15 protein-coding genes are annotated in these 18,842 nt (G+C 62.7%); 3 read left to right on the forward strand and 12 right to left on the reverse strand.

Annotated elements, in window-relative coordinates; translation table 11 throughout:
- Positions 1–8 precede the first annotated feature (8 nt).
- The 5 genes from OXI69_10025 to OXI69_10045 form a co-directional block, all read right to left on the reverse strand.
- The gene (locus OXI69_10025; GenBank protein MDE2666479.1) at positions 9–896 is read right to left on the reverse strand and encodes a sugar phosphate isomerase/epimerase; all 888 of its coding nucleotides are present in this window, start codon (positions 894–896) and stop codon (positions 9–11) included.
- 26 nt (positions 897–922) lie between these two features.
- Positions 923–2,818 carry a 3D-(3,5/4)-trihydroxycyclohexane-1,2-dione acylhydrolase (decyclizing) gene (iolD, locus tag OXI69_10030; protein MDE2666480.1) on the reverse strand — a complete coding sequence of 632 codons (1,896 nt, stop codon included), beginning with the start codon at positions 2,816–2,818 and terminating at the stop codon, positions 923–925.
- Between the two features lie 331 nt (positions 2,819–3,149).
- The gene (locus OXI69_10035) at positions 3,150–4,436 is read right to left on the reverse strand and encodes an ABC transporter permease (protein ID MDE2666481.1); all 1,287 of its coding nucleotides are present in this window, start codon (positions 4,434–4,436) and stop codon (positions 3,150–3,152) included.
- On the reverse strand, positions 4,429–5,391 hold the full coding sequence (locus OXI69_10040; protein ID MDE2666482.1) for an ABC transporter ATP-binding protein: 963 nt from the start codon (positions 5,389–5,391) through the stop codon (positions 4,429–4,431). The genes OXI69_10035 and OXI69_10040 overlap by 8 nt, the downstream gene beginning before the upstream one ends.
- An 85-nt stretch (positions 5,392–5,476) precedes the next feature.
- Positions 5,477–6,472, reverse strand: a complete 996-nt coding sequence (locus tag OXI69_10045; protein ID MDE2666483.1) for a C-terminal binding protein — start codon at positions 6,470–6,472, stop codon at positions 5,477–5,479.
- A gap of 431 nt (positions 6,473–6,903) precedes the next feature.
- Between OXI69_10045 and OXI69_10050 the strand changes: the two genes are divergently transcribed.
- Positions 6,904–9,786 (forward strand): VCBS repeat-containing protein, encoded by a 2,883-nt coding sequence (locus OXI69_10050; GenBank protein MDE2666484.1) that lies wholly within the window; start codon positions 6,904–6,906, stop codon positions 9,784–9,786.
- A gap of 30 nt (positions 9,787–9,816) precedes the next feature.
- Here OXI69_10050 and OXI69_10055 read toward each other — a convergent pair whose 3' ends face one another.
- The 4 genes from OXI69_10055 to OXI69_10070 all read right to left on the reverse strand — a co-directional run bounded on the left by OXI69_10055 (position 9,817) and on the right by OXI69_10070 (position 12,885).
- Positions 9,817–10,608, reverse strand: a complete 792-nt coding sequence (locus OXI69_10055; GenBank protein MDE2666485.1) for an SDR family NAD(P)-dependent oxidoreductase — start codon at positions 10,606–10,608, stop codon at positions 9,817–9,819.
- An 18-nt stretch (positions 10,609–10,626) separates the two neighbouring features.
- Positions 10,627–11,322 carry a YceI family protein gene (locus OXI69_10060; protein MDE2666486.1) on the reverse strand — a complete coding sequence of 232 codons (696 nt, stop codon included), beginning with the start codon at positions 11,320–11,322 and terminating at the stop codon, positions 10,627–10,629.
- A gap of 70 nt (positions 11,323–11,392) precedes the next feature.
- Complete coding sequence (locus OXI69_10065) at positions 11,393–11,794, reverse strand: thioesterase family protein (GenBank protein ID MDE2666487.1); 402 nt, start codon at positions 11,792–11,794, stop codon at positions 11,393–11,395.
- 74 nt (positions 11,795–11,868) lie between these two features.
- Positions 11,869–12,885: an SMP-30/gluconolactonase/LRE family protein gene (locus OXI69_10070; GenBank protein ID MDE2666488.1), complete on the reverse strand. Its 1,017-nt coding sequence runs from the start codon at positions 12,883–12,885 to the stop codon at positions 11,869–11,871.
- Between the two features lie 220 nt (positions 12,886–13,105).
- Between OXI69_10070 and OXI69_10075 the strand changes: the two genes are divergently transcribed.
- Both OXI69_10075 and OXI69_10080 read left to right on the forward strand, forming a co-directional pair.
- Complete coding sequence (locus OXI69_10075) at positions 13,106–14,119, forward strand: tetratricopeptide repeat protein (GenBank protein ID MDE2666489.1); 1,014 nt, start codon at positions 13,106–13,108, stop codon at positions 14,117–14,119.
- 602 nt (positions 14,120–14,721) lie between these two features.
- Positions 14,722–15,918, forward strand: coding sequence for an integrase arm-type DNA-binding domain-containing protein (locus OXI69_10080; GenBank protein MDE2666490.1), 1,197 nt, complete (start codon positions 14,722–14,724; stop codon positions 15,916–15,918).
- Between the two features lie 485 nt (positions 15,919–16,403).
- Here OXI69_10080 and OXI69_10085 read toward each other — a convergent pair whose 3' ends face one another.
- The 3 genes from OXI69_10085 to OXI69_10095 form a co-directional block, all read right to left on the reverse strand.
- Entirely contained in the window at positions 16,404–16,634 is a 231-nt protein-coding gene (locus OXI69_10085) for a hypothetical protein (GenBank protein MDE2666491.1), read from the reverse strand.
- 528 nt (positions 16,635–17,162) lie between these two features.
- Positions 17,163–17,561: a hypothetical protein gene (locus tag OXI69_10090; protein ID MDE2666492.1), complete on the reverse strand. Its 399-nt coding sequence runs from the start codon at positions 17,559–17,561 to the stop codon at positions 17,163–17,165.
- Between the two features lie 357 nt (positions 17,562–17,918).
- Positions 17,919–18,533, reverse strand: coding sequence for a hypothetical protein (locus OXI69_10095; protein MDE2666493.1), 615 nt, complete (start codon positions 18,531–18,533; stop codon positions 17,919–17,921).
- Between the last annotated feature and the right edge of the window lie 309 nt (positions 18,534–18,842).

Genomic DNA, 18,842 nt, shown 5'->3' on the forward strand with positions numbered 1-18,842 from the left:
ACACTCGATTATCCGATCCCGATGGCCCTCAGATACTCCCGGGTTCGCTTGGCGATGGGCAAGGGCTTGTCAAAGGAAGCGGGATACATGTCCTGCTCCACGATGGCATAGCCGTTGTAGTCGATCTCCTGCAGCACCCGGCACAGAGCCGGGAAATCCACCACTCCCTGCGATGGCTCGCAGAACAGGTCCATGCCCACCGCGTGGGCAAAGGGAATGTTCTCTTCGGCCACTTTCCGCTGCAGATCGGGGCGAACGCTCTTGAGATGGAGATAGGGAATCCGGCGGTGGTGGCGCCGAAGAAAGCTGATCGGATCGCCTCCCCGGTAGGCATGATGGCCGGTGTCCAGGCAGAGCACCACTCGCTCGGGATCGGTCTGGCTCAGCAGCCTTTCGATCTGGTCCTCGTATTCCACGTGGGTTTCGGCGTGAGGATGAAACACCACCTGCAGGCCGAACCGTTCCCTGACCAGGTCCACCACGTAATGGACCCGGTCGACCAGGTGCTTCCAGGCCTCATCGTCCAGGGTGCCGGGAGCGGTGGCCTCGCCCGTCCAGAGATTGGTATAGGTGTCGTCGATCAGGATGAGGTACTCGGCGCCCAGATAGGCCAGGGACTCCCCCGCGCCCAGGATCTGCTTCTCCAGACCCGGCCAGGCGGCATCGTCTTCCAGGTGTCCCATGGCGAAGGTGCCCGATGCCCGCAGACCGCGCTTTGCCAGCTCGTTCTGAAGCGTGGCCCGATCGGTGGGCAGATAGCCGTAGGGCCCCAGCTCCGTCCACTGATAGCCGGCTTCGGCGATTTCGTCCAGGCAGCGTTGCCAGGGAATTTGCTTGTCGTCGCTGGGAAACCAGACACCCCAGCTATCGGGGGCACTGCCGATCTTGACGTCCATGGCGGTTCCGGCCCTCCCAGACCGTTTCAATAATAGAAGCGCTGCAGCCGCGCCCTTTCGTTTTCGTACTCCTCCCGGCGCTTGCGAGTCTCCGGATCCCCGCTCACCTCGGCCGCGGCCACATCCCACCAGATGCCGGCGCCCGGAGGCGTCCGATACTTTTCGGTATCCACCACGATGACGCAGGGCTGCGACTTCTTTCTGGCCTCCTGCAAGGCTTCCCGAAACTCATCGGTAGTGTAGACGTGCATGGCGTGGGCCCCCAGGCTCTGGGCGTTGTGAGCGAAGTCGATGGGCACGAAGTCGGCATCCAGACGATTGGTCTCCTGGTCGCGGCCCCGGAACTCGTTCCCGAAGCTGTGTCCCGCCCGAGCCAGCTGCAGGCCGCGAATGCACTGGTAACCATGGTTCTCGGAGATGACCAGAGTGATCTTCAGCTTCTCCTGAACGGCGGTCATCAGCTCCATGGGATTCATCAGATAGGTGCCATCGCCCACAAAGACATACACTTCCCCTTCCGGCTGGGCCATGCGCACGCCCAATCCCGCCGGGATCTCGTACCCCATGCAGGAATAGCCGAATTCCACGTGGCAGGTTCTGCCGCCGGTGGCATCCCACAGCTTCAGCAGATCGCCGGGAGGATTGCCGGCGGCAGCCACGATGGTATCCCCCGAACGAGCCTCCTGGTTGAGAACGCCCACCAGTTGGGCCTGGCTCATGGCTTCTCCCTCGACCGGTTGATAGACTTCGTTTTCCAGTTGACTCCGCCACTCCCGCTTCCACCCGGCAACCTCCCGGACGTAGTCGGCCCGCGGCCTCACCCCGGCGGCCAGGGCCGCCTCGGTGAGGGCTTCCAGCCCGGCCCGCGCGTCCGCCAACAGGGGCACCGACCCCTGCTTGTAGGCATCGTGAGGCCCCACGTTCAGGCTGATGAACTTCACCTCCGGGTTCTGAAAGGCCGATTGGGATCCGGTGGCGAAATCGGTGAGCCGAGTGCCCACGCAAATGAGCAGGTCGGCCTGGCTGGCCACCTTGCCGGCGCAGGGATTCCCGGTCACCCCGTAACCGCCCAGGCCTACTTCGGATTCCTCCCGCAACGCACCTTTTCCCGCAAAGGTCTCGCCCACGGGAATCCCGAGCTCGTTTGAAAAACGCTGCAGCGCCTCGCAGGCCTCCGAGTAGTGGACCCCGCCACCGGCGATCACCATGGGGCGCCTGGCTTGCTTCAACAGGTCGACCGCTTCCCGAATCCGGTCGGGATCGGGCAGGCGGCGCTCAACCAGCCAGGTCCTCTCTTCGAAAAAGGCCGACGGGTAGTCGTAGGCGTGAGCCTGCACATCCTGGGGCAGCGACAGGGTGACGGTTCCGGTCTCGACCGGATCGGTCAGCACCCGCATGGCCTCCGGCAGGGCCGTCAGGAGTTGCTCGGGCCGCGAGATCCGGTCGAAGAAACGGCTGACGGGGCGGAAACAGTCGTTCACGCTCACATCGGCCGACACCGGATGCTCGAGCTCCTGCAGCACCGGGCCCTGGTGGCGGGTCACGTAGTAGTCCGAGGGCAGCAGCAGGACCGGCAATCGATTGATGGTGGCCGTGGCCGCCCCCGTCAGCATGTTGGTGGCCCCCGGCCCGATGGAGGAGGTGCAGGCCATGGTGGCCAGGCGGTAGTTGGCCTTGGCGTACCCGGCAGCCGTATGCACCATGGATTGCTCGTTGCAGGGCTGATAGTAGGGGAGATCGGCTCCGTACTCGTAGAGCGCCTGCCCCAAGCCGGCCACGTTGCCATGGCCGAAGATGCCGAAGACGGCCGGGATCAGGCGGCGGGACCGCCCGTCGCGCCGGCTGAACTGCACCTGAAGAAATTTCACCAGGGCTTGCGCGACCGTCAGTCGAACCGTTCGCTGCGGACTCTGTTGCAACATCATCCTAACCTCCCCTTCTCTTGCCTGATAGACCCCTGTTTCGCTCGGTATGATCCGCCCCGTCATTTGCGGCGGGGGCGTGGCCACGTAAAAAGTGAATAGTGGTTAGTGGTTAGTTATTTGATCTGCACGATAAGCATCTTGTTGATCTCAGCGTCGAGTATGAGTCGTTCAATTTACGTCGACGGAGATCCTCAGTCTTCGTGTTCACTTGTATCCATTCGTGGATCATCTTCATTATCGATCAGCGGTTTTCCTCGAAGGGTCCGCACGGCACGACTGGGGCACGGCTCACCCCTCTCCGGCCGGGCTGCCGGCACCCTTCAAGAGGCTACTGCCAACGGAACCACCGCAAGGCCAGCAGGAAACTGACACTTCCCCAGGCCGCCATCACCAGCAGATCCGGCAAGCTGGCGGCCAGGGGAAGTCCTTCATTGATGTTGGCCCGCAAGGCATCGTTGAGCGCCGTCAGCGGCAAGGCCTGAATGACCGGCTGCCAGAACTCGGGGAAGCGGGTGGCGGCGAAAAAGGTCCCCGAGAGCAGCCACATGGGCAGCATCACCAGGTTCATCAACCCCGAGACTCCTTCGATGGTTCGGGTGCGGGCTGCCACCAGCAGTCCGAGGCCCGCGAAGGACATGGACCCCAGCAGCGAAATGACCCCCAGTTCCAGGATCGAACCATGAACGGAAACGCCGAAGGCCATCCAACCGAAGCTGATCACGGCCACCACCTCCAGCGCCAGGAAAATCAGGCGCGACAGCATGAACGACAGCAGAAAGTGGGTCCTGCGCATGGGGGTGGCCGCCAGCAGCTTCAGCAGCTTGCGGGTGCGTGCCTGCACCACCGCGAAGCCCAGGCCCCACATGCCGCTCCCCATCAGGTTCAATCCCACCAACCCGGGAATCAGAAAATCAATGTAGCGGGCTCCGGCCTGGGCCACGGCTTCGTCCCTGACCCGGGCGACATCTTCCCGTCCCATGCCCCGCTGCAGGGCGTCGTCCAGGACCAGGCGGGCAACCCGGCTGTCGGGCCGAGTCGGGTCGTAACGGTAAACCAGGCCCTCCGAATCCAAATCAGGAAGGGGCGGAGGGAGCGAGACCGTCTCTCCGGCCTCGGGACTCCCGGTCGCCGCAGCCTCCGACGGAGCAGGCTCCAGCACCAGCGCCACCCTGCCCGTACGCAGCGCCCGCGCCGCCTCCTCCGGCGACAGCAGGACAGCCTCGATATCGGAACGCCCTTCCAGCCATTCCATCAGCCGGCCGGAACTCGAGCCCGGCCCCTGGCGCCCGTCGGCTTCCACGGCTACCTGGACAGTTGCCGGACCCGTTTCGCGGAAGGCGATTCCCAGCGCGACGGCCAGCAGAACGGGAAAAACGAAGACCCAGAAGACAGCCTCGGGTTCCCTCACGAACTCCCGAATCCTGGCCAGCGTGAGCTCCAGCAGCGGATTGACCGGGCGGTAGCGGCTGGCCCCGGGAAGCGGTCGCGCTGCGCCAGGATCGGACGCCTCGAGATCGGGGGCGGCGCCGGTCAACGGTCCGGTCTCCACCGCATCGGCGGGCGGCAGCCTATGCTCCGGCGAGTGGCGGGGCTTGGCGCCAATGACATCAGGCATCTCGGAGCTTTCTCCCGGTGAGGGTCACAAAGACGTCTTCCAGAGTCGCCGTGTGTGTGGTCAAACCCACCAGCCTGGCCTCGTGAATCTTCACTTCAGCCAGCAGGGCCGGCAGGGCTTCAGCCACGCTGGAGACGGTAAGCAGGTAATTTCCGTCGCGGCTCCGCACCCCGCGTACGCCGGGCAGCCGCGAGAGCCGGTCGGCGGCGACGTAACCCTCCAGGCTGAATTCCACGATCTCGTCGGCTCCCAACCATTCCACCAGCGCGTTGGGAGTGTCCAGCGCAATCACCTTCCCATGATCCATGATGGCCACCCGGTCGCACAGGCGGGAGGCCTCCTCCATGTAGTGGGTCGTCAGCAGTATGGTACCACCCCGGGAACGAAACTTTTCGATCAGATCCCAGAGCTGCAGCTTGGCTTGAGGATCCAGTCCAGTAGTGGGTTCGTCCAGGAAGAGCACCTCGGGAGCCGCCACCAGCGCACAGGCGATGGCCAGCCGCTGCTTCTGGCCACCGGAAAGCTTTCCCACCCGGGCGTCCCGTTTCTCCTCCAGCTCAACCAGTCGGATGACTTCGTCGGGCTCCCATCCCCGCTTGTAAAGGCTGCGGAACATCGCAATGGTTTCCACCACCGTCAAGCGATCGGCAAACTGTGTTTCCTGGAGCTGTACCGCCAGACGTTCCCTCAGAGCGCGGTCACTGCCTTCCCCCCAGCCTTGGCCCAGCACCTCCACCCTGCCGCCGTCGGGAATGGTGAGACCCTCGAAGATCTCGACGGTGGTGGTCTTGCCGGCCCCATTGGGCCCCAGCAGGCCGAAACACTCTCCCATCCTGACTTCCAGGTGTATGCCGTCGACGGCCACGACCTCGCCGTAGCGTTTTACCAGGGACTCGCAACGGAGGGCAACTTCCCTGGAGGCGTTCGCGGTTAGCTTGGAGGCGGTGGCAGGCATGGGGGGCTGGGAGTCTTCTCCGACTATTCCGGTTCACCCAAGTGGCAACCGGCTCCGCGCTGCAGGCGAAGACCTGAGGGCGAATTTACCGCCGCAGACTCCACTTGGGTGTGACGCCGGGATTGGCGCAGGCATCGGGCCAACGCCCCTCCCCCAGTCGAATCAGGGTCTCCACCGACAGGCGCCAGAAGGAGTCCTTGCTGACGTCGGAACAGCCGGCCACGTGAGGGGTAAGGACCACGTTCTCCATTTCCAGCAGAGGACTGGTGGGAGCCAGGGGTTCCGGTTCGAAGACGTCCAGGCCTGCCGCCGCGATCCAACCGTGCTGCAAAGCCCGGATCAGGGCCTGCTCGTCGACGACCGGTCCCCGGCAGGTGTTGATGAGCACGGACTCCGACTTCATCGACCGCAACTGTGCTTCACCGATCAGGTGCCGGGTTCCCGAACTCAGGGGTGTGTGTAGGGAGACGAAATCGGATTGGGAGAGCAGGCTCTCCATCTCGACCGGACGGACGCCCTCGGCCCTGATCACCTCCGGTTCGAGCAAGGGATCGCAGGCCAGCATCCGCAGCTTGAAACCCTGCATCTTGCGAGCCACGCTGCGGGCGATGCGGCCGAAGCCGATCAGGCCCAGGGTGTTTCCCCGCAGATGCCAGCGATGAATGTGCTCGCGGCGTTCCCAGCGCCCCGCTCTCAGGGCGCGATCGTGGGGCACGATCTGGCGGATCACGGCAAACAGCAGACCGATGGCATGGTCGGCCACTTCGTCGAAGACGGCGGTGGGGGTGTGGGCCACGATGACGCCCTGACGGGTGGCCGCCTCCACCGGAACGTTGTCGAAACCGCTTCCTGTCCTCAGGATGGCTCCACAGCGCGACAGCTTTTGCAGGCGTTCGGCAGTGATGACCGGATTCCCGTAGAGCCAGACCACATCGGCATCGGCCGCCGCTCCCAACAGCTCCTCTCCGCATGTACAGGGGTGAATCCGCAAGTCCACCCCCGCCTGCTGCAGGTCCTGTTTGACCCAGGAAGGCACCGGAACTCCGTCCGCCTCCACGTAGACAACGGTTAGGGGTTTCACGGGGCTACCTCCTCCAGATACAGCCAAACCGGGGCGGGTAGACCAGGCGTTCCATCGGGAAAGCCTTGTCCCGGTCGGGCATCGGATTCAAAGCGGGGATGGCGATCTGCACCGGCCGGAGGCGTGAGCCTCAAACCGCCCTGCCGGCTTGTCCTTGGAAACTCAGGGCTGCGGGACCACCTGCCTGTTGCGGCCCGACTTATAGCATGATCACCCGGGAGGCTCAAGGTCTATCGGCCTTTGGAAATCCAGCGGGACAGCGTACAATGACGGGCCGTGGCCCGGGGGAATCCGGGAACACGCCAGGTCCGCCGGGGTCGGAATAGCGTCCCCAGCAAGCGCCTGTTCTCCGAAGGCCGGCCAGTTTCGCATCGGCCGAGCCTGTGGACGTCCCGGCGCCCGGGTCAAGCCATTTGGAGTTGGAGGAAGCGATGAAATCACCAAAGCCATTCCGTTTACACAGCCGACTCGGCTCCGCCTGGTGGATGCTGGCAGGAGTTCTGGTTGCAGTTCCCTGGTCGCTTCACTCCTCGGAGCCACCTTCGGCGCTGGTTTGGCGTGAACACACCTTTGAGGATTTCGCCGACGGCCGACTGGGCGACGGCGGGGCCAACACCTACGTCTCGGCTCGAGGCCGGGTCCAACTGGTGAACAGTTGGGATCTGAACCAGGACGGCTACCTGGACCTGGTGTTTTCCAATACCCATCCCCACCGGGAGGCGATGGATGCGGCCATCTACTGGGGCAACGGCAAGGACTTCGACGGTTCGCGCCGCTCCTTCGTCCCCAACGACGGCGCCCAAAATGCCGCTGCCGCCGACCTGGACGGGGACGGTCAGATGGACCTGGTCCTGGCCAACTACACCAACGGGACCTGGGACGGCATGGATTCATATGTCTATTACGGCGGCATCCAGGAGCTCGAGGCGCGCAAGGACGAATCTCAATGGGGCTTTCATCCCTTCGCCCGCAAGGTGACGCTGCCCAGCCGGGCCGCCCAGCACGCGGCCGTGGAGGATCTCAACAAGGACGGCTTCCCCGACATCGTTTTCGCTTTCTCGGCCGGTTTCTGGGAATATCGGGCCGCCACCGGAGGGTATGAGTCTCCCTCCAGAATCTACTGGGGCTCGGCCAACGGCTACAGCGGTGATCACCAGACCGACCTTCCGGCCCTGGGCGCCTCCTCGGTCGTTATCGGGGACTTGAACCGGGACAATTGGCCCGACATCGTGCTGGCCAACCAGGGACGGGACGGCAATCCCGACGTGGACTCCTACGTCTACTGGGGCGGGGCCAAGGGGTTCGACGCCGCTCGCCGGACCAGCCTGCCCACCCACCAGGCCAACTGGGTGACTCTGGGGGACGTGAACAACGACGGGCGCCCGGACATCGTCTTCGCCAACGGCACGGGTCCCGTCTCCTTTGCCTACCTCAATGGCGCCAAGGGATTCAAGCCCGACCGGCGGCTGGAGCTGGCCACAAGCAACGCCAAAGCCTGCGCCGTGGCCGATCTGAACCGGGACGGCCGCAACGACGTCTTCTTTACCAACCACCACACCAGCAACAACCGTCTGACCCATTCCTACCTCTATTGGGGAGGGGAGAAGGGTTTCAGCGACGGGAGCCGGCAGGAATTCGAGACGGTGGGAGCCTGGGGAGTATCGGTGGCCGACCTGAACCACGACCAATTTCCCGAGATCATCGTCTCCAACTACAAGGAGCACTTTTCCTTCGACGTGCCCTCAGTCATTCTCTGGAACTCGGAGGGCACCTTTTCCGATGTTCGCCGCACCTCCCTCTTCACTCAGGGCGCGGTCGGCAACCTGGTCTCGGACTTCAACAAGGACGGCCATCCCGACCTGCTGTTCATGAACACCGTGTCCCGCTCCCGGGGGGGCGTGGTCCCCACCTACATCTACTGGGGCAACCGAGAGGGCCGGTATACGCCCGAAGACCGCCTTTCACTCCCCTCGGTCGACCCCTACGAGTGGGCCGCCGCCGACCTGAACGACGACGGCTGGGTCGACTTCCTGGTCTCCAACTTCGGGGAAACCGTCCGCTGGCGCCAGGAAAGCTATATCTACTGGGGGAGTTCCGAGGGCTTTTCGGTCGATAGCCGCTCGGCCCTCATGGGCGTGGGCAGCGCCGGGGCCTCCATCGCGGACCTGGACCAGGACGGTCACCTGGACGTCATCCTCAGCAACTCTCCCCGGCCGGAAGACGGAGTCAAGGGAGCTTTCATCTATTGGGGGAATCCGGAGGGGTTTGTGGTGACCCAGCGGAGCGAAGTTCCCGGCGGAGGCACCTCCACCGTGGCCGATCTCAACCTGGACGGCAGGCCCGACCTGGTCTTCGGAGGCGGCGAGGGGGTGGGAATCTTCTGGAACGACGGCAGTCGCGAATTTTCCGAGAGCCGCAAGACCCTGATCCCCGACAGCAAGGGAATGCACGGATCCGAGGTGGCCGATGTCAATCGGGACTCTTATCTGGACGTGATCCTGACTCGGGGCGGTTCGCTGGGGAAACGCCAGACCACCGGTTTCGTCTATTGGGGGAATCCCAGCGGGGAATACAAGAGCGAGGATAGGCTCGAGTTCGCCACCGAGGGACTCATCACCCTGACGGTGGGCGACGTGAACCAGGACGGCTGGCTGGATTTCATCTGCCCCAGCTACAACACGGGCTCCAGCCGGGCCACCATGACCAAGATCTACCTGGGGGGACCGGACGGCATCAGCTCCGACCGCATGTTCGAGCTACCCAGCAACGCCGGAACCGGCAGCATGGTGGCCGACTTCAACCGCGACGGCTACGCGGATATCCTCATTATTTGCCACCGGTCCGAGGGCGATCCCAACCGGATCGGATCCTTCGGCGACCACTTGACCGATTCCTATCTCTACTGGGGTAGTCCGGAGGGTTTCCGAGCCGATCATCGCCTGGAGATCCCCGTGCGCGGCCCCCACTTCGATTCGGTGGTGGATCTCGGCAACATCTATGATCGACGCCACGAGTTCACCTATATCTCGTCGGCCTTCAACTATGGCGACCGGAAGCCCGCCGACCTTGCCTGGCGGGGGCAAACGCCCCATGGAAGCAGCCTCCGCTTTCAGATTCGAACCGCCGCGGACGAGCAGGACCTGGAAAAGGCTCGCTGGGAAGGACCTGCCGGCCCCGGGTCCCACTTCGAGCACTCTTCGGCCCTGGCGGACCGTCCCGAGGGCCACGGCTGGATCCAGTACCGGGCCTTCCTGAATACTCCGCACGGCGCGGTCTCGCCCATCCTGGAGGAGGTTGCCCTCACCTTTCGCTAGGAAGATCGCCGGCGGTAGCGATCCTGCCCCTCACTCGTCCCAGGTGCCGCGGGCGTTGATGCCGCCGTCGACGCACACGTATTCGCCGGTCATGAAGGACGCCCGATCGCTCACCAGGAAGACCAGCACGTTGGCGATCTCCTCCGGACCGGCTGTCCGACCCAGCGGATGGGCCGCGCCCAGCTTGGCTCTCAGCTCAGCCACGTCCCCGCCCGAGGCTTCAAAGGCCTCCTGCTGCAGGGGCGTGTCGACGCCGCCGGGACAGATGGCCAGCACCCGGATGTTGTCGACGGCAAAATCCAGGGCCAGGTTGCGGGTCAGGGAGAGAATGCCCCCCTTGCTGGCCGCGTAGGCCGGGACCTTCTTCATGGACTGCAGGCCCTGGACGCTGGCCATGTTGACGATCACGCCTCCAGCCCGAAGTCTCATTTGCGGAATGGCGAACTTGGACATCAGGAAGAAGCTCTTGAGATTGACGTCGATGATCCGATCCCAGAGCGCCTCCGGGGTGTCCACGGCATTGACGTAGGAGCTCGGCGGCTGGATTCCGACGTTGTTGACCAGAATGTCGACTCCCCCAAAGGTTTGGGCGGCATAGTCAACCACCTGGGCCGCCTCGCCGGAGTCGGCCACGTCTGCCGCCGCCGCCTGGACCACCAGCCCCTCTTCCTCGGCCATGGCCAGCAGTTCCCGGTTGGCCGCCTGATCGATATCGGCAAACACGACCGAGGCTCCCTCCCGACCCAGCCCCAGCGTGCAGGCGCGGCCGATGCCCTTGGCACCGCCGGTCACGATAGCCACCTTGCCTTTCAATCCGTCCATGGAATGCCTCCTCTCATCTCATTGTAAGATCTCCCCCGGTGGGAGCGCCGGATCCCCCGGCGCCCCTCTCGGGCCGGAACTCTCGTCAACTTCCGGAATCAGGACGAGCCGGAACCGGACCTCCAATTCATCCTTCACCCGAATGGCGCCGGCGAAGGTACTCACCGGTTGAATGCCAAACAAGGTCTGCTTGAAGCGAGCCCTGCCCTTTACACGCATCCCGCCTGGCCTGCGTTCCAGTTGGCCGCGAACGGCGAGAGGACGGGTGGTCCCGCGAAGAGTCAGGTGACCACGCAGAACAAAATCGCCCTCATGAATTTCCATCTGCCGGGAGTCGAACCGGATCAGCGGGTGCCGAATGCTATGCAGAACTTGCTGGCTCTGCATCACCCTTTGGACTTCCGCGCGCTGGTCCTCGGCCAGTTCGGAATCCAGCACCTGAAGCTGCACCGCCTTGAAGCTGAGCTGAACGGTGTTTTGCTCGGGCGTGGCCGGATCGAAAGAGACCCGCCCCGAGGCCACCGGAGCACGGATCAGATGTCGGTGACCAAAACGGCCCAGCAGTCCGTCAGTACCCAGATGAATGGAAACCCGGCTTTGTTTAGGGTCCACCAGGTAGCGGGCACCCTGAGCAACCGGGTCCGAACCGGATGAAGCCAACCCGGCCGCCAGCAACGCAACCCGGCAAACCACCAACGCAGCCGGCAGGATCATCTTCTATGCCCGTTACAGTGGCAAGGGCCCGACCGTCCGATTGCGGGAGCTTGTTCCGGTTCGGTCCGCCTCATGGTTTTTGGGGGCGTTTGCTTTCCAGGTAGGAGGCAAAGCGGGGAACCGACACGCGCGCGCGTTCGTGCCAGCCTTCCGCGATCTTCTCGACTTCGTCGAAGGCTTCAAGCTGAAACCGGATTCTCCGCCCCGCGACCTCGACGATCCGGGTCTTCAGGGTGACTTTCATGCCCAACGGGGTGGGGGCCAGGTGTTTCAGATCCATGGCCGTTCCCACCGTTTCTTCATCCTGTTGCAGCAACGGGGCCGCTGCCTGACGGGAGGCCATCTCCAGCCACATGATCAGGGAGGGAGTCGAGAGCACGGGTTGGACCCCGGGACCCATGAAGCCGATGCACACCGGCTCGGTGACCACCTGAGTCTGCTCCAACCGAATATTCTGTTCAGGATTTGCCATGGGTCCTAGCCCGGGGCAGGTGCAAATCAACGGTCCAAAGGCCGCCCGGAATTCCTCCGAAGGCCCGCCCGGCTCTATTGGGAGGGTAATTGATATCCCGGTTTTTTGGTCCTGACCCGCTGGAGCTTGTCCCCCGAAGTGATGTAGAGCGTCTTGATCTCTTTTCCGCGGCCAAAACCCACGTTGGTCGGCAGATCGGGCGTACGAAGATAGTCGAGTTCCTTGCCCTCGGGAGAGTAGACGTAGATGCCGGGACGAGTCTGATCCCGAACCGCCACATAGAGGTTCCCCTCCGCATCCACCACCAGTCCGTCGGGTCCGTCCTGCGGATAGTAGTCCACCAGCGTCTTCCTGAAGGTCGCAGTTCCCTCGGCACTCAGGTCGTAGGCCAACAGGGCCATTCTTCCCTTGTGGAAAGGAACGTCCTGCGAAAATTGGAAGATGTCGAAGTTGCCGTTGTCGTTGGACACCACGTAGAGCGTCTTCTGGTCAGGCGAGACGCAGACTCCATTGGGTTTTCCCGCATCGGTGATGATCTGATGAATCGATCCGTCCGGGTCGATCCGGTAGACAGCCATCACTCCCTGCTCCAGGGGCTCGTGGCCGACATAGCGGGGATCGGAGAAGTAGATCCGACCCTTGAGATCGATGCTGATGTCGTTGGGGGCATTGAACTGTCGCCCGTTATAGAAATTCCCGATGATCACGCTCTTGCCGGTTTTCATGTCCGTCCGAGTGACACGCCGCCCCCCGAAGTCGGCCCCTTCGGCCACGATCATGTTCCCCCGGGCATCGAACTTGATGCCGTTGGACATGCCGCTGGGGGATCGATAGACGCTGACTTCACCCGTCTTGGGGTCGTACTTCATGATGTGCCCCGCTTGCATACCCGCGGTGCGGGTAAAGGTGATGTCGCTGAAATAGATGGTGCCGTCGGGCGCGGCTGCCGCTCCCTCGGTAAGGACCCCGCCGGTGAACAGGGTCTCCAGGCTGTCGTACTCAAAATAGGCGGACTCGCCGGCGGCGACAGCCCCCCCGGCATGATGGATCATCGCCACCGACAAAATCAGAAACTGAACGGTTCGAAGCATCGGTTCACCTTCCTCCAGGCTGGAACGACCTCATGACAGTTATCGAAACGGTGCCGGGTATTCTATCAACCTCTGTCAAACGGCTCGGACAATCGCCCCTGCTCCTCCTGCGCCTCTCTTTTTTTGAAGGAAAGCTCCGCGGACGCGATAGAATAAACAAGCGAATCCTCTAGCAGCAGTGTTCACTTTCTTACGACTGGTCCTTTCCGTGAGGATCGAGGTGAGCTTGACCACCCGTCCCCCAAGATCAGCGGCGCTTGGAGTCGTTCTGGCCCTCTGCCTCGGGGGCTTGGGCATGCCGGCTTTCTGCAGTGCGACGGCTCTCCAGAAGTCTCAAAAACCCTCGAAACCCCAACTCAAGCGGCGGTCTCGCCTGGAGATCCTGCAAACGCTCGTCAAGTCGAGGCGTTGGGACCAGGCCGAGAGGGTGGCCACCCGGCTCCTGGCGGGCTCCCCCCACAATCCGCAGGCCTTGTTCCTGGCGGGGATGGTCCAGTTTCGACAGGCCCGCTATGACCGCGCCATTCCCCATCTGAAGAGAGCTCAGGACCTTCGGCCCGAAATTCCAGGTCTGGGCAAGACTCTGGCCATCTGCTACTTCTCGTCCAGGCAGCACCGGATGTTCGAGTCCCAAATGGAGCAGGCCTTCCTCCAGACCCCCACCGATCCCGAGCTTTCATTCTTCTGGGGACTCCACCAGACATCAGTGAACGATAACCCCCAGGCCGCCGTCAGGGCTTTCGACAACGCTCTCCAACACAGACCCAGCTACGTTCAGGCCCTCTACCATCGAGGCCGCGCCTTCCAGAAAATGGGTCGAAAGGACAGGGCTCGCCAAGACTTCGAGGCAAGCATCGCCCTCATCGAGCAAACCTTCTTTCGAGGCTACAGCTATCCCTATCAGAGCATGGCCCGCCTGTTGCTGGAAGACTCGCCCAAGGGGGCCCTTCGCTTTGCCCTGAAATCGGTGGAAGCCCAGCCAAGGCTGAAGAACACCCACATCCTGGTCGGAGAAATCCACTGGCGCCTGGGCCAATTCAGGAAGGCTGCCCAGGCGTTTGAGGACGCCACCTACCTGGACCCGGAGGATTCCCGGCTGCACTACTGGCTACATCTCCTCTACCAGCGGCTGGGAAGAAAGAAAGCCTCGAAAACGGCACTGGTGGAGTTTCACCGGTTGAATCCGTCCGGGAGCGGCATCTCGCAACCCGCCACGCCCGTGGCCACTCCCTGAATCCTTCCAATGGGCTTATGCCCCGGCTTACGTGCTGGCGCCGCTTCGCGGCTCCACTCCAACCGCCGGAGTTGCCGTCCGCACATCCGATAGTTCAAATGTCCCTGCCCCCCGCAGTGTCGTGGGTTCGGGGAGAGCTGCGGAGTTGCGGTTGGAGTCGTTTACCCGTTGCCGCCGTCGAGACTTTTTCAAAGGGAAAGCTGAGCTTCAACACGCTGGGGATCGGAAATCCCTTCTCCGGGATCTGGCTCAAACAGCGCAAGAATCGTACGAAATGGTGGGTGGCGGCATCACCGCTTTGCCTGATCGCGAATGGAACCATTGGGTTTTCGCAATAGTTCGAAAGCGGCGGCAGGATCTTTTCCGAGCGCGCCCAGGAACAGCGCGGACCCCCTGCAAAATTGAGAAAAGCCGACTCGGTTTCCCGCCTTCCCGGAGGGGAGGCCCATTCAGAATGACTTGATCGTCCAACCAAGTCCCATAGTGTATATAACTGACTTATCTACAGTATTTTATGAGCATGATTGAGCATCCATCCATTCCCGTAGCGTTCCCCACCGTACCCTTGCATCCCCCCTATTGCGGTGAGTATAATGGTGGGTATGACGCTTCCCAGACGCCCCCCGCAACGCAAGCCCCGCAGCCGTCATCCCGACAACGCGCTCACGCCCCTCTTTGTCCGCAGCGTGAGCCAGTCCGGACGCTATTGTGACGGCCAAGGGCTCTATCTCGATGTGCGTTCCTCAGGCAGCCGGGGCTGGATTCAGCGCCTCACCATCCGTGGCCGCCGCGCTGAGCTCGGACTGGGCGGATTCCCCCTGGTCTCGCTGAAGGAAGCCCGGGAGAAGGCGCTCGCCAACCGAAAGCTGGCCCGCGAAGGCGGCGATCCCCTCTCGGAGAAGCGGCGCAACGAGTCAACCCCCACCTTCGCCGAGGCGACCTACCAGGTCTACAACCAACTGCGGCCGGGCTGGCGGTCCCCTCAGCATGCTCAGTTGTGGCTGAGCAGCCTGGAGCGCTACGCTCTGCCCCGCATCGGCGGGATGCCGGTTTCCGAGGTAAGCAGTGCCGACGTGATCGGGATTCTGGCTCCGATCTGGCACGAGACGCCGCCCACGGCCCGGAAGCTGCGCCAGCGCATCCGCGCGGTCATGGAGTGGGCGGTGGCGATGGATCTTCGGCCCGACAACCCCTGCGACCGGATCGGCCCGGTGCTGGGAGCGCAGGGCAACGGGGTGAGCCACAGGCGGGCCTTGCCGCATCGGGAGGTGGCCGCGGCGATTGAGACGGTGCGGGCGTCGAGGGTGAGGCCGGTGGTGAAGCTGGCTTTCGAGTTTCTGGTGCTGACGGCGGCACGCTCCGGGGAGGTTAGCGGGGCGGTCTGGACCGAGATGGACTGCGACCAGGGCGTGTGGAGCATCCCGGCCCCGCGCACCAAGGGGAATCGCGAACACCGGGTCCCGCTGTGCTGTCGTGCCCTGGGGATCCTGGAGGAGGCGCGGGCAATCGGTCGCGGCAGTCCGCTGGTGTTTCCGAGCCGGAGGGGCAAGCCGTTCGCGACCAAGACGCTGTCGGAACTGCTCGGGGAGCTGAAGATCGCGGCGGTGCCCCATGGCTTCCGGTCAAGCTTTCGGGACTGGGCGGCCGAGGAGACGGATCATCCTCGCGAAGTGGCGGAGGCTGCGCTGGCGCACAAGGCCCGCAGCCAGATCGAGGCGGCCTACCGCCGCTCGGACCTGTTCGAGCGCCGGCGCCGGCTCATGGATGATTGGGCCGGCTACCTGGCCGGCCCGAGTTGAGGGCCGCAGGCCTCAGCAGCGCTTGATGGCCTTCGCGCCAGGGGATCTCTGTGGTGAGAGCGACCTCCCCTTAAGGGGAGTGTTTGTCGCGCGCCGCTGGAAGCGCCGGTGAACACTCCCCGATGGCGCATCAGCGCCGAAAAAGGTGGGGTCGCTCTCACCACCAGCACACCTCCCGTACGGCGCGCCGTTTCGTCGGGCGGGAGGGGGACCCGCGAGGCGCAGCCTCGCTTGGCTTTATCGCAGCAGGTGCGCAGAATCCGTGCCAACCCGCGTCCAATGTGGGTTTCCGGGCACAGCCTGGACCACAACGGGGAGGGCTTCGCCCTCTGAGAGAGAAGCGTTGCGGTGGTCAAAAGCGTGCGCCACCTGGTGAGCCACCCCCGCTTTGTAAGTGGGCCACCTCTACGACGCCACGTCCTTGACCCCCGGAGGCGGAAATCGTCGATCCTTTCGCGGGCGTCGGAGGCCGGGTTTTCCTGCTCCTATTGGACGGCCTTCTCCATGACGTCATCGAAGCCGCCATGGCCTTCTACGGTGTCCCAATCGGTTTGAGTGATGGCTTGGCGGAACATGAGGGCCTCTTTGTCGTCCTCGGCCATGTCTCCGGCCAGCCAGGGCACTGGCCCGATCGTTGCGGCTTGGGCATCCGTCTTCAGGCCGGGAGTCTTTCCATTCCCCTCCCATACGGTCCACCGGCATCCGATGTCTTCCATAAGTGTCTGAATAATCAGTCACTTGTCCCGATCTAGGGCCTTGACTCAACCGATCCCGACTCGATACGATTGCTGTTGCTTCCACAACCTTGGAGGGGAGGAGGAGGTTGTGAGGGGACCTCACCGCCGGGGATCGGGACCCACCATGCGGTCGCGTTCTCCGGAAGAGGAGGGAGCGGGTCCAGGCGCGTTTCCTGTCGCGGGGCGGGGACAGCGGGGCCGGTCCGAAACGCGTAATAAAGGGGAGCCAGCCTACCCAACGTCATACGTTGGGGCTGGCGAGGGGCTCCGCCCCTTCGAACCCCCGACTGCGGGGGAGTTTCCCCCTGGCCCCCCATCGCGGCGTTTCGGGGAAGCTTTCGACCACAACGGGGAGGGCTCCGCCCTCTGAGAGAAGTCCGTTGGGGAAGTCGAAATCATGTCCACCTTGGATGCCCACCCCCCGTCGGAAAGATAGACACCCCTAGGCGGGCACCGGCGTGACCCCCAGAGATGGAAATCGTCGGTCTCCTCTCCTGCTCCAAACCGTTAATCTGCAACCTCGCTCATTTTTCTGGCTGCCCAGGATCGGAGCCTCCGGCCTGCGCGGTCCAGGAGCTTCTGCTCCCAGGCGACCGCAACCACCTCGACACGTCGGCCGTACCTGCGGAGCTTTTTCCAAAGCTCGCGTTGGGCCTCTCCCCAGGAGTCCAGCTCACTACGGGTTCCCATGCCGGGGTCGACGTAGACAAATACGGCCGCCTCCGGCCCCACGGCAATCGGCGTCTTGAGGGGGAAATAATGGATCAGCCCCTTGTCGTGGCCGGCGTAGACCCTGCGGGGCAGCAGGTCTCGCTCGATCCCGAGCTGCTCAAAGCAGGAGACCTTCTCCTGCTCGGTCCCCAGCCAGGGTAACTCCAGGTGATCGAGCACGAAGTCAAGAGACAATAGTCGCCGCCGGGTAACTTCAAGGGAAGTCTCCCGGCGGTGACGGGTGTGGGGGATCTCCAGGGGTTATGGAAGTTTACATAATGGGAGTTTGGCGGAAGTCGGAGGAGAAACCGTGGCTCTATGCTACTGTGAGATCACACCTTCATAATTCCGTAAAGCTTACCTGGCTCAACAAGAATAGAAGAGCTGCCCGAGGGGGCGAAGTTCCGGTTCAAGCCCCTCCCTAGATGCTCGATTTTGCAATCAGGATGGGATGTGTGGATCAAGCGTGAATAAGGCAAAAGACTGTGAGGGCCGAAAATGATCCGGCCCTCACTTGAGATGATCTGGACACCCAGCCGTGGAGCCGGACTACTAATTCATTGCGTAGCCTTCCGGAATCGCAAAGACTGACGAATCCGGTTCTCCGTATTGGAAGTCAGAATATTCTACGACTCGTCGGGTTCCGTCAGGAAAAGTAATATCCTCTTTAACGATAAGGTGCAGGGTTGCAGAAACCCAATGAGCACCCGGGACAAAATCGCCATTCACCATGACTCGTTTACCCACGCAACTCACGCCGTTGATGACTTGTGTCCCCACGGCAGCTGATTCAGGTGGAACGAAGTTAGGAGAAGGCAGGAATGGAACTGGCCTTTGTCCAAGACTGCGTACACTCCTCCGATCATGGTCGATATGGTGGATGTTTCCCGTGGCAGCGTCCTTGAATTTCGCGTGACCTTTTCCCACGGTCTGTCCATTGCTCATACCGACCTTGGTTCGCCATTCGGACCCTGAAGAGGAACGGGACAATTCACCTGAAAACTCTGCAATTACTTCCTCCGTGCCATCAGGCAGTTCGCGTAAAATACGCTCCTGATATCGCGCGGTGAATGGCGTCCATTGAGCTTCGGCCGTCAGTGGAAGCACAAGCCCGATAAGAACCGGAAGAAAGGTCAACAGAAATTGGCTTTTCGTTCTTCTTTTCATGTCTTACCTCCGATTGAATTGTGGGCCAATTCTCACTGGCAAATGCAGCCCCTGGTGCAAAGCTGGTTGTGCCCCTTGCAGATGTATAGGTCGTAGTAGCAATAGGGCGGACCCCAAGTACTACAACCATACGCTTGGGCGCAGTAGGAGTCGTCGTACTGACAACTCCCGGAAGTTGGACAGCTTCCCTGACCCACTGTTGGACAGTAAGCAGCCAGCGGCGCCCCCGTAGCGAACAGGGCAACAAGGAGAGCCACAATGGTGAACTGTTTTAGAATCATTTGTTTCCCTCCCTCTGTGTATTGAGCT

The sequence above is a fragment of the Acidobacteriota bacterium genome (assembly GCA_028875575.1).
Lineage (GTDB): Bacteria > Acidobacteriota > Terriglobia > Versatilivoradales > Versatilivoraceae > Versatilivorator.

What these genes read in the sequence shown, in the direction of transcription:
- OXI69_10025 (MDE2666479.1), bottom strand. Translation starts at nt 896, where the DNA reads ATGGACGTCAAGATCGGCAGTGCCCCCGATAGCTGGGGTGTCTGGTTT.
- iolD (MDE2666480.1), bottom strand. Translation starts at nt 2,818, where the DNA reads ATGTTGCAACAGAGTCCGCAGCGAACGGTTCGACTGACGGTCGCGCAA.
- OXI69_10035 (MDE2666481.1), bottom strand. Translation starts at nt 4,436, where the DNA reads ATGCCTGATGTCATTGGCGCCAAGCCCCGCCACTCGCCGGAGCATAGG.
- OXI69_10040 (MDE2666482.1), bottom strand. Translation starts at nt 5,391, where the DNA reads ATGCCTGCCACCGCCTCCAAGCTAACCGCGAACGCCTCCAGGGAAGTT.
- OXI69_10050 (MDE2666484.1), top strand. Translation starts at nt 6,904, where the DNA reads ATGAAATCACCAAAGCCATTCCGTTTACACAGCCGACTCGGCTCCGCC.
- OXI69_10055 (MDE2666485.1), bottom strand. Translation starts at nt 10,608, where the DNA reads ATGGACGGATTGAAAGGCAAGGTGGCTATCGTGACCGGCGGTGCCAAG.
- OXI69_10060 (MDE2666486.1), bottom strand. Translation starts at nt 11,322, where the DNA reads ATGATCCTGCCGGCTGCGTTGGTGGTTTGCCGGGTTGCGTTGCTGGCG.
- OXI69_10065 (MDE2666487.1), bottom strand. Translation starts at nt 11,794, where the DNA reads ATGGCAAATCCTGAACAGAATATTCGGTTGGAGCAGACTCAGGTGGTC.
- OXI69_10070 (MDE2666488.1), bottom strand. Translation starts at nt 12,885, where the DNA reads ATGCTTCGAACCGTTCAGTTTCTGATTTTGTCGGTGGCGATGATCCAT.
- OXI69_10080 (MDE2666490.1), top strand. Translation starts at nt 14,722, where the DNA reads ATGACGCTTCCCAGACGCCCCCCGCAACGCAAGCCCCGCAGCCGTCAT.
- OXI69_10085 (MDE2666491.1), bottom strand. Translation starts at nt 16,634, where the DNA reads ATGGAAGACATCGGATGCCGGTGGACCGTATGGGAGGGGAATGGAAAG.
- OXI69_10095 (MDE2666493.1), bottom strand. Translation starts at nt 18,533, where the DNA reads ATGAAAAGAAGAACGAAAAGCCAATTTCTGTTGACCTTTCTTCCGGTT.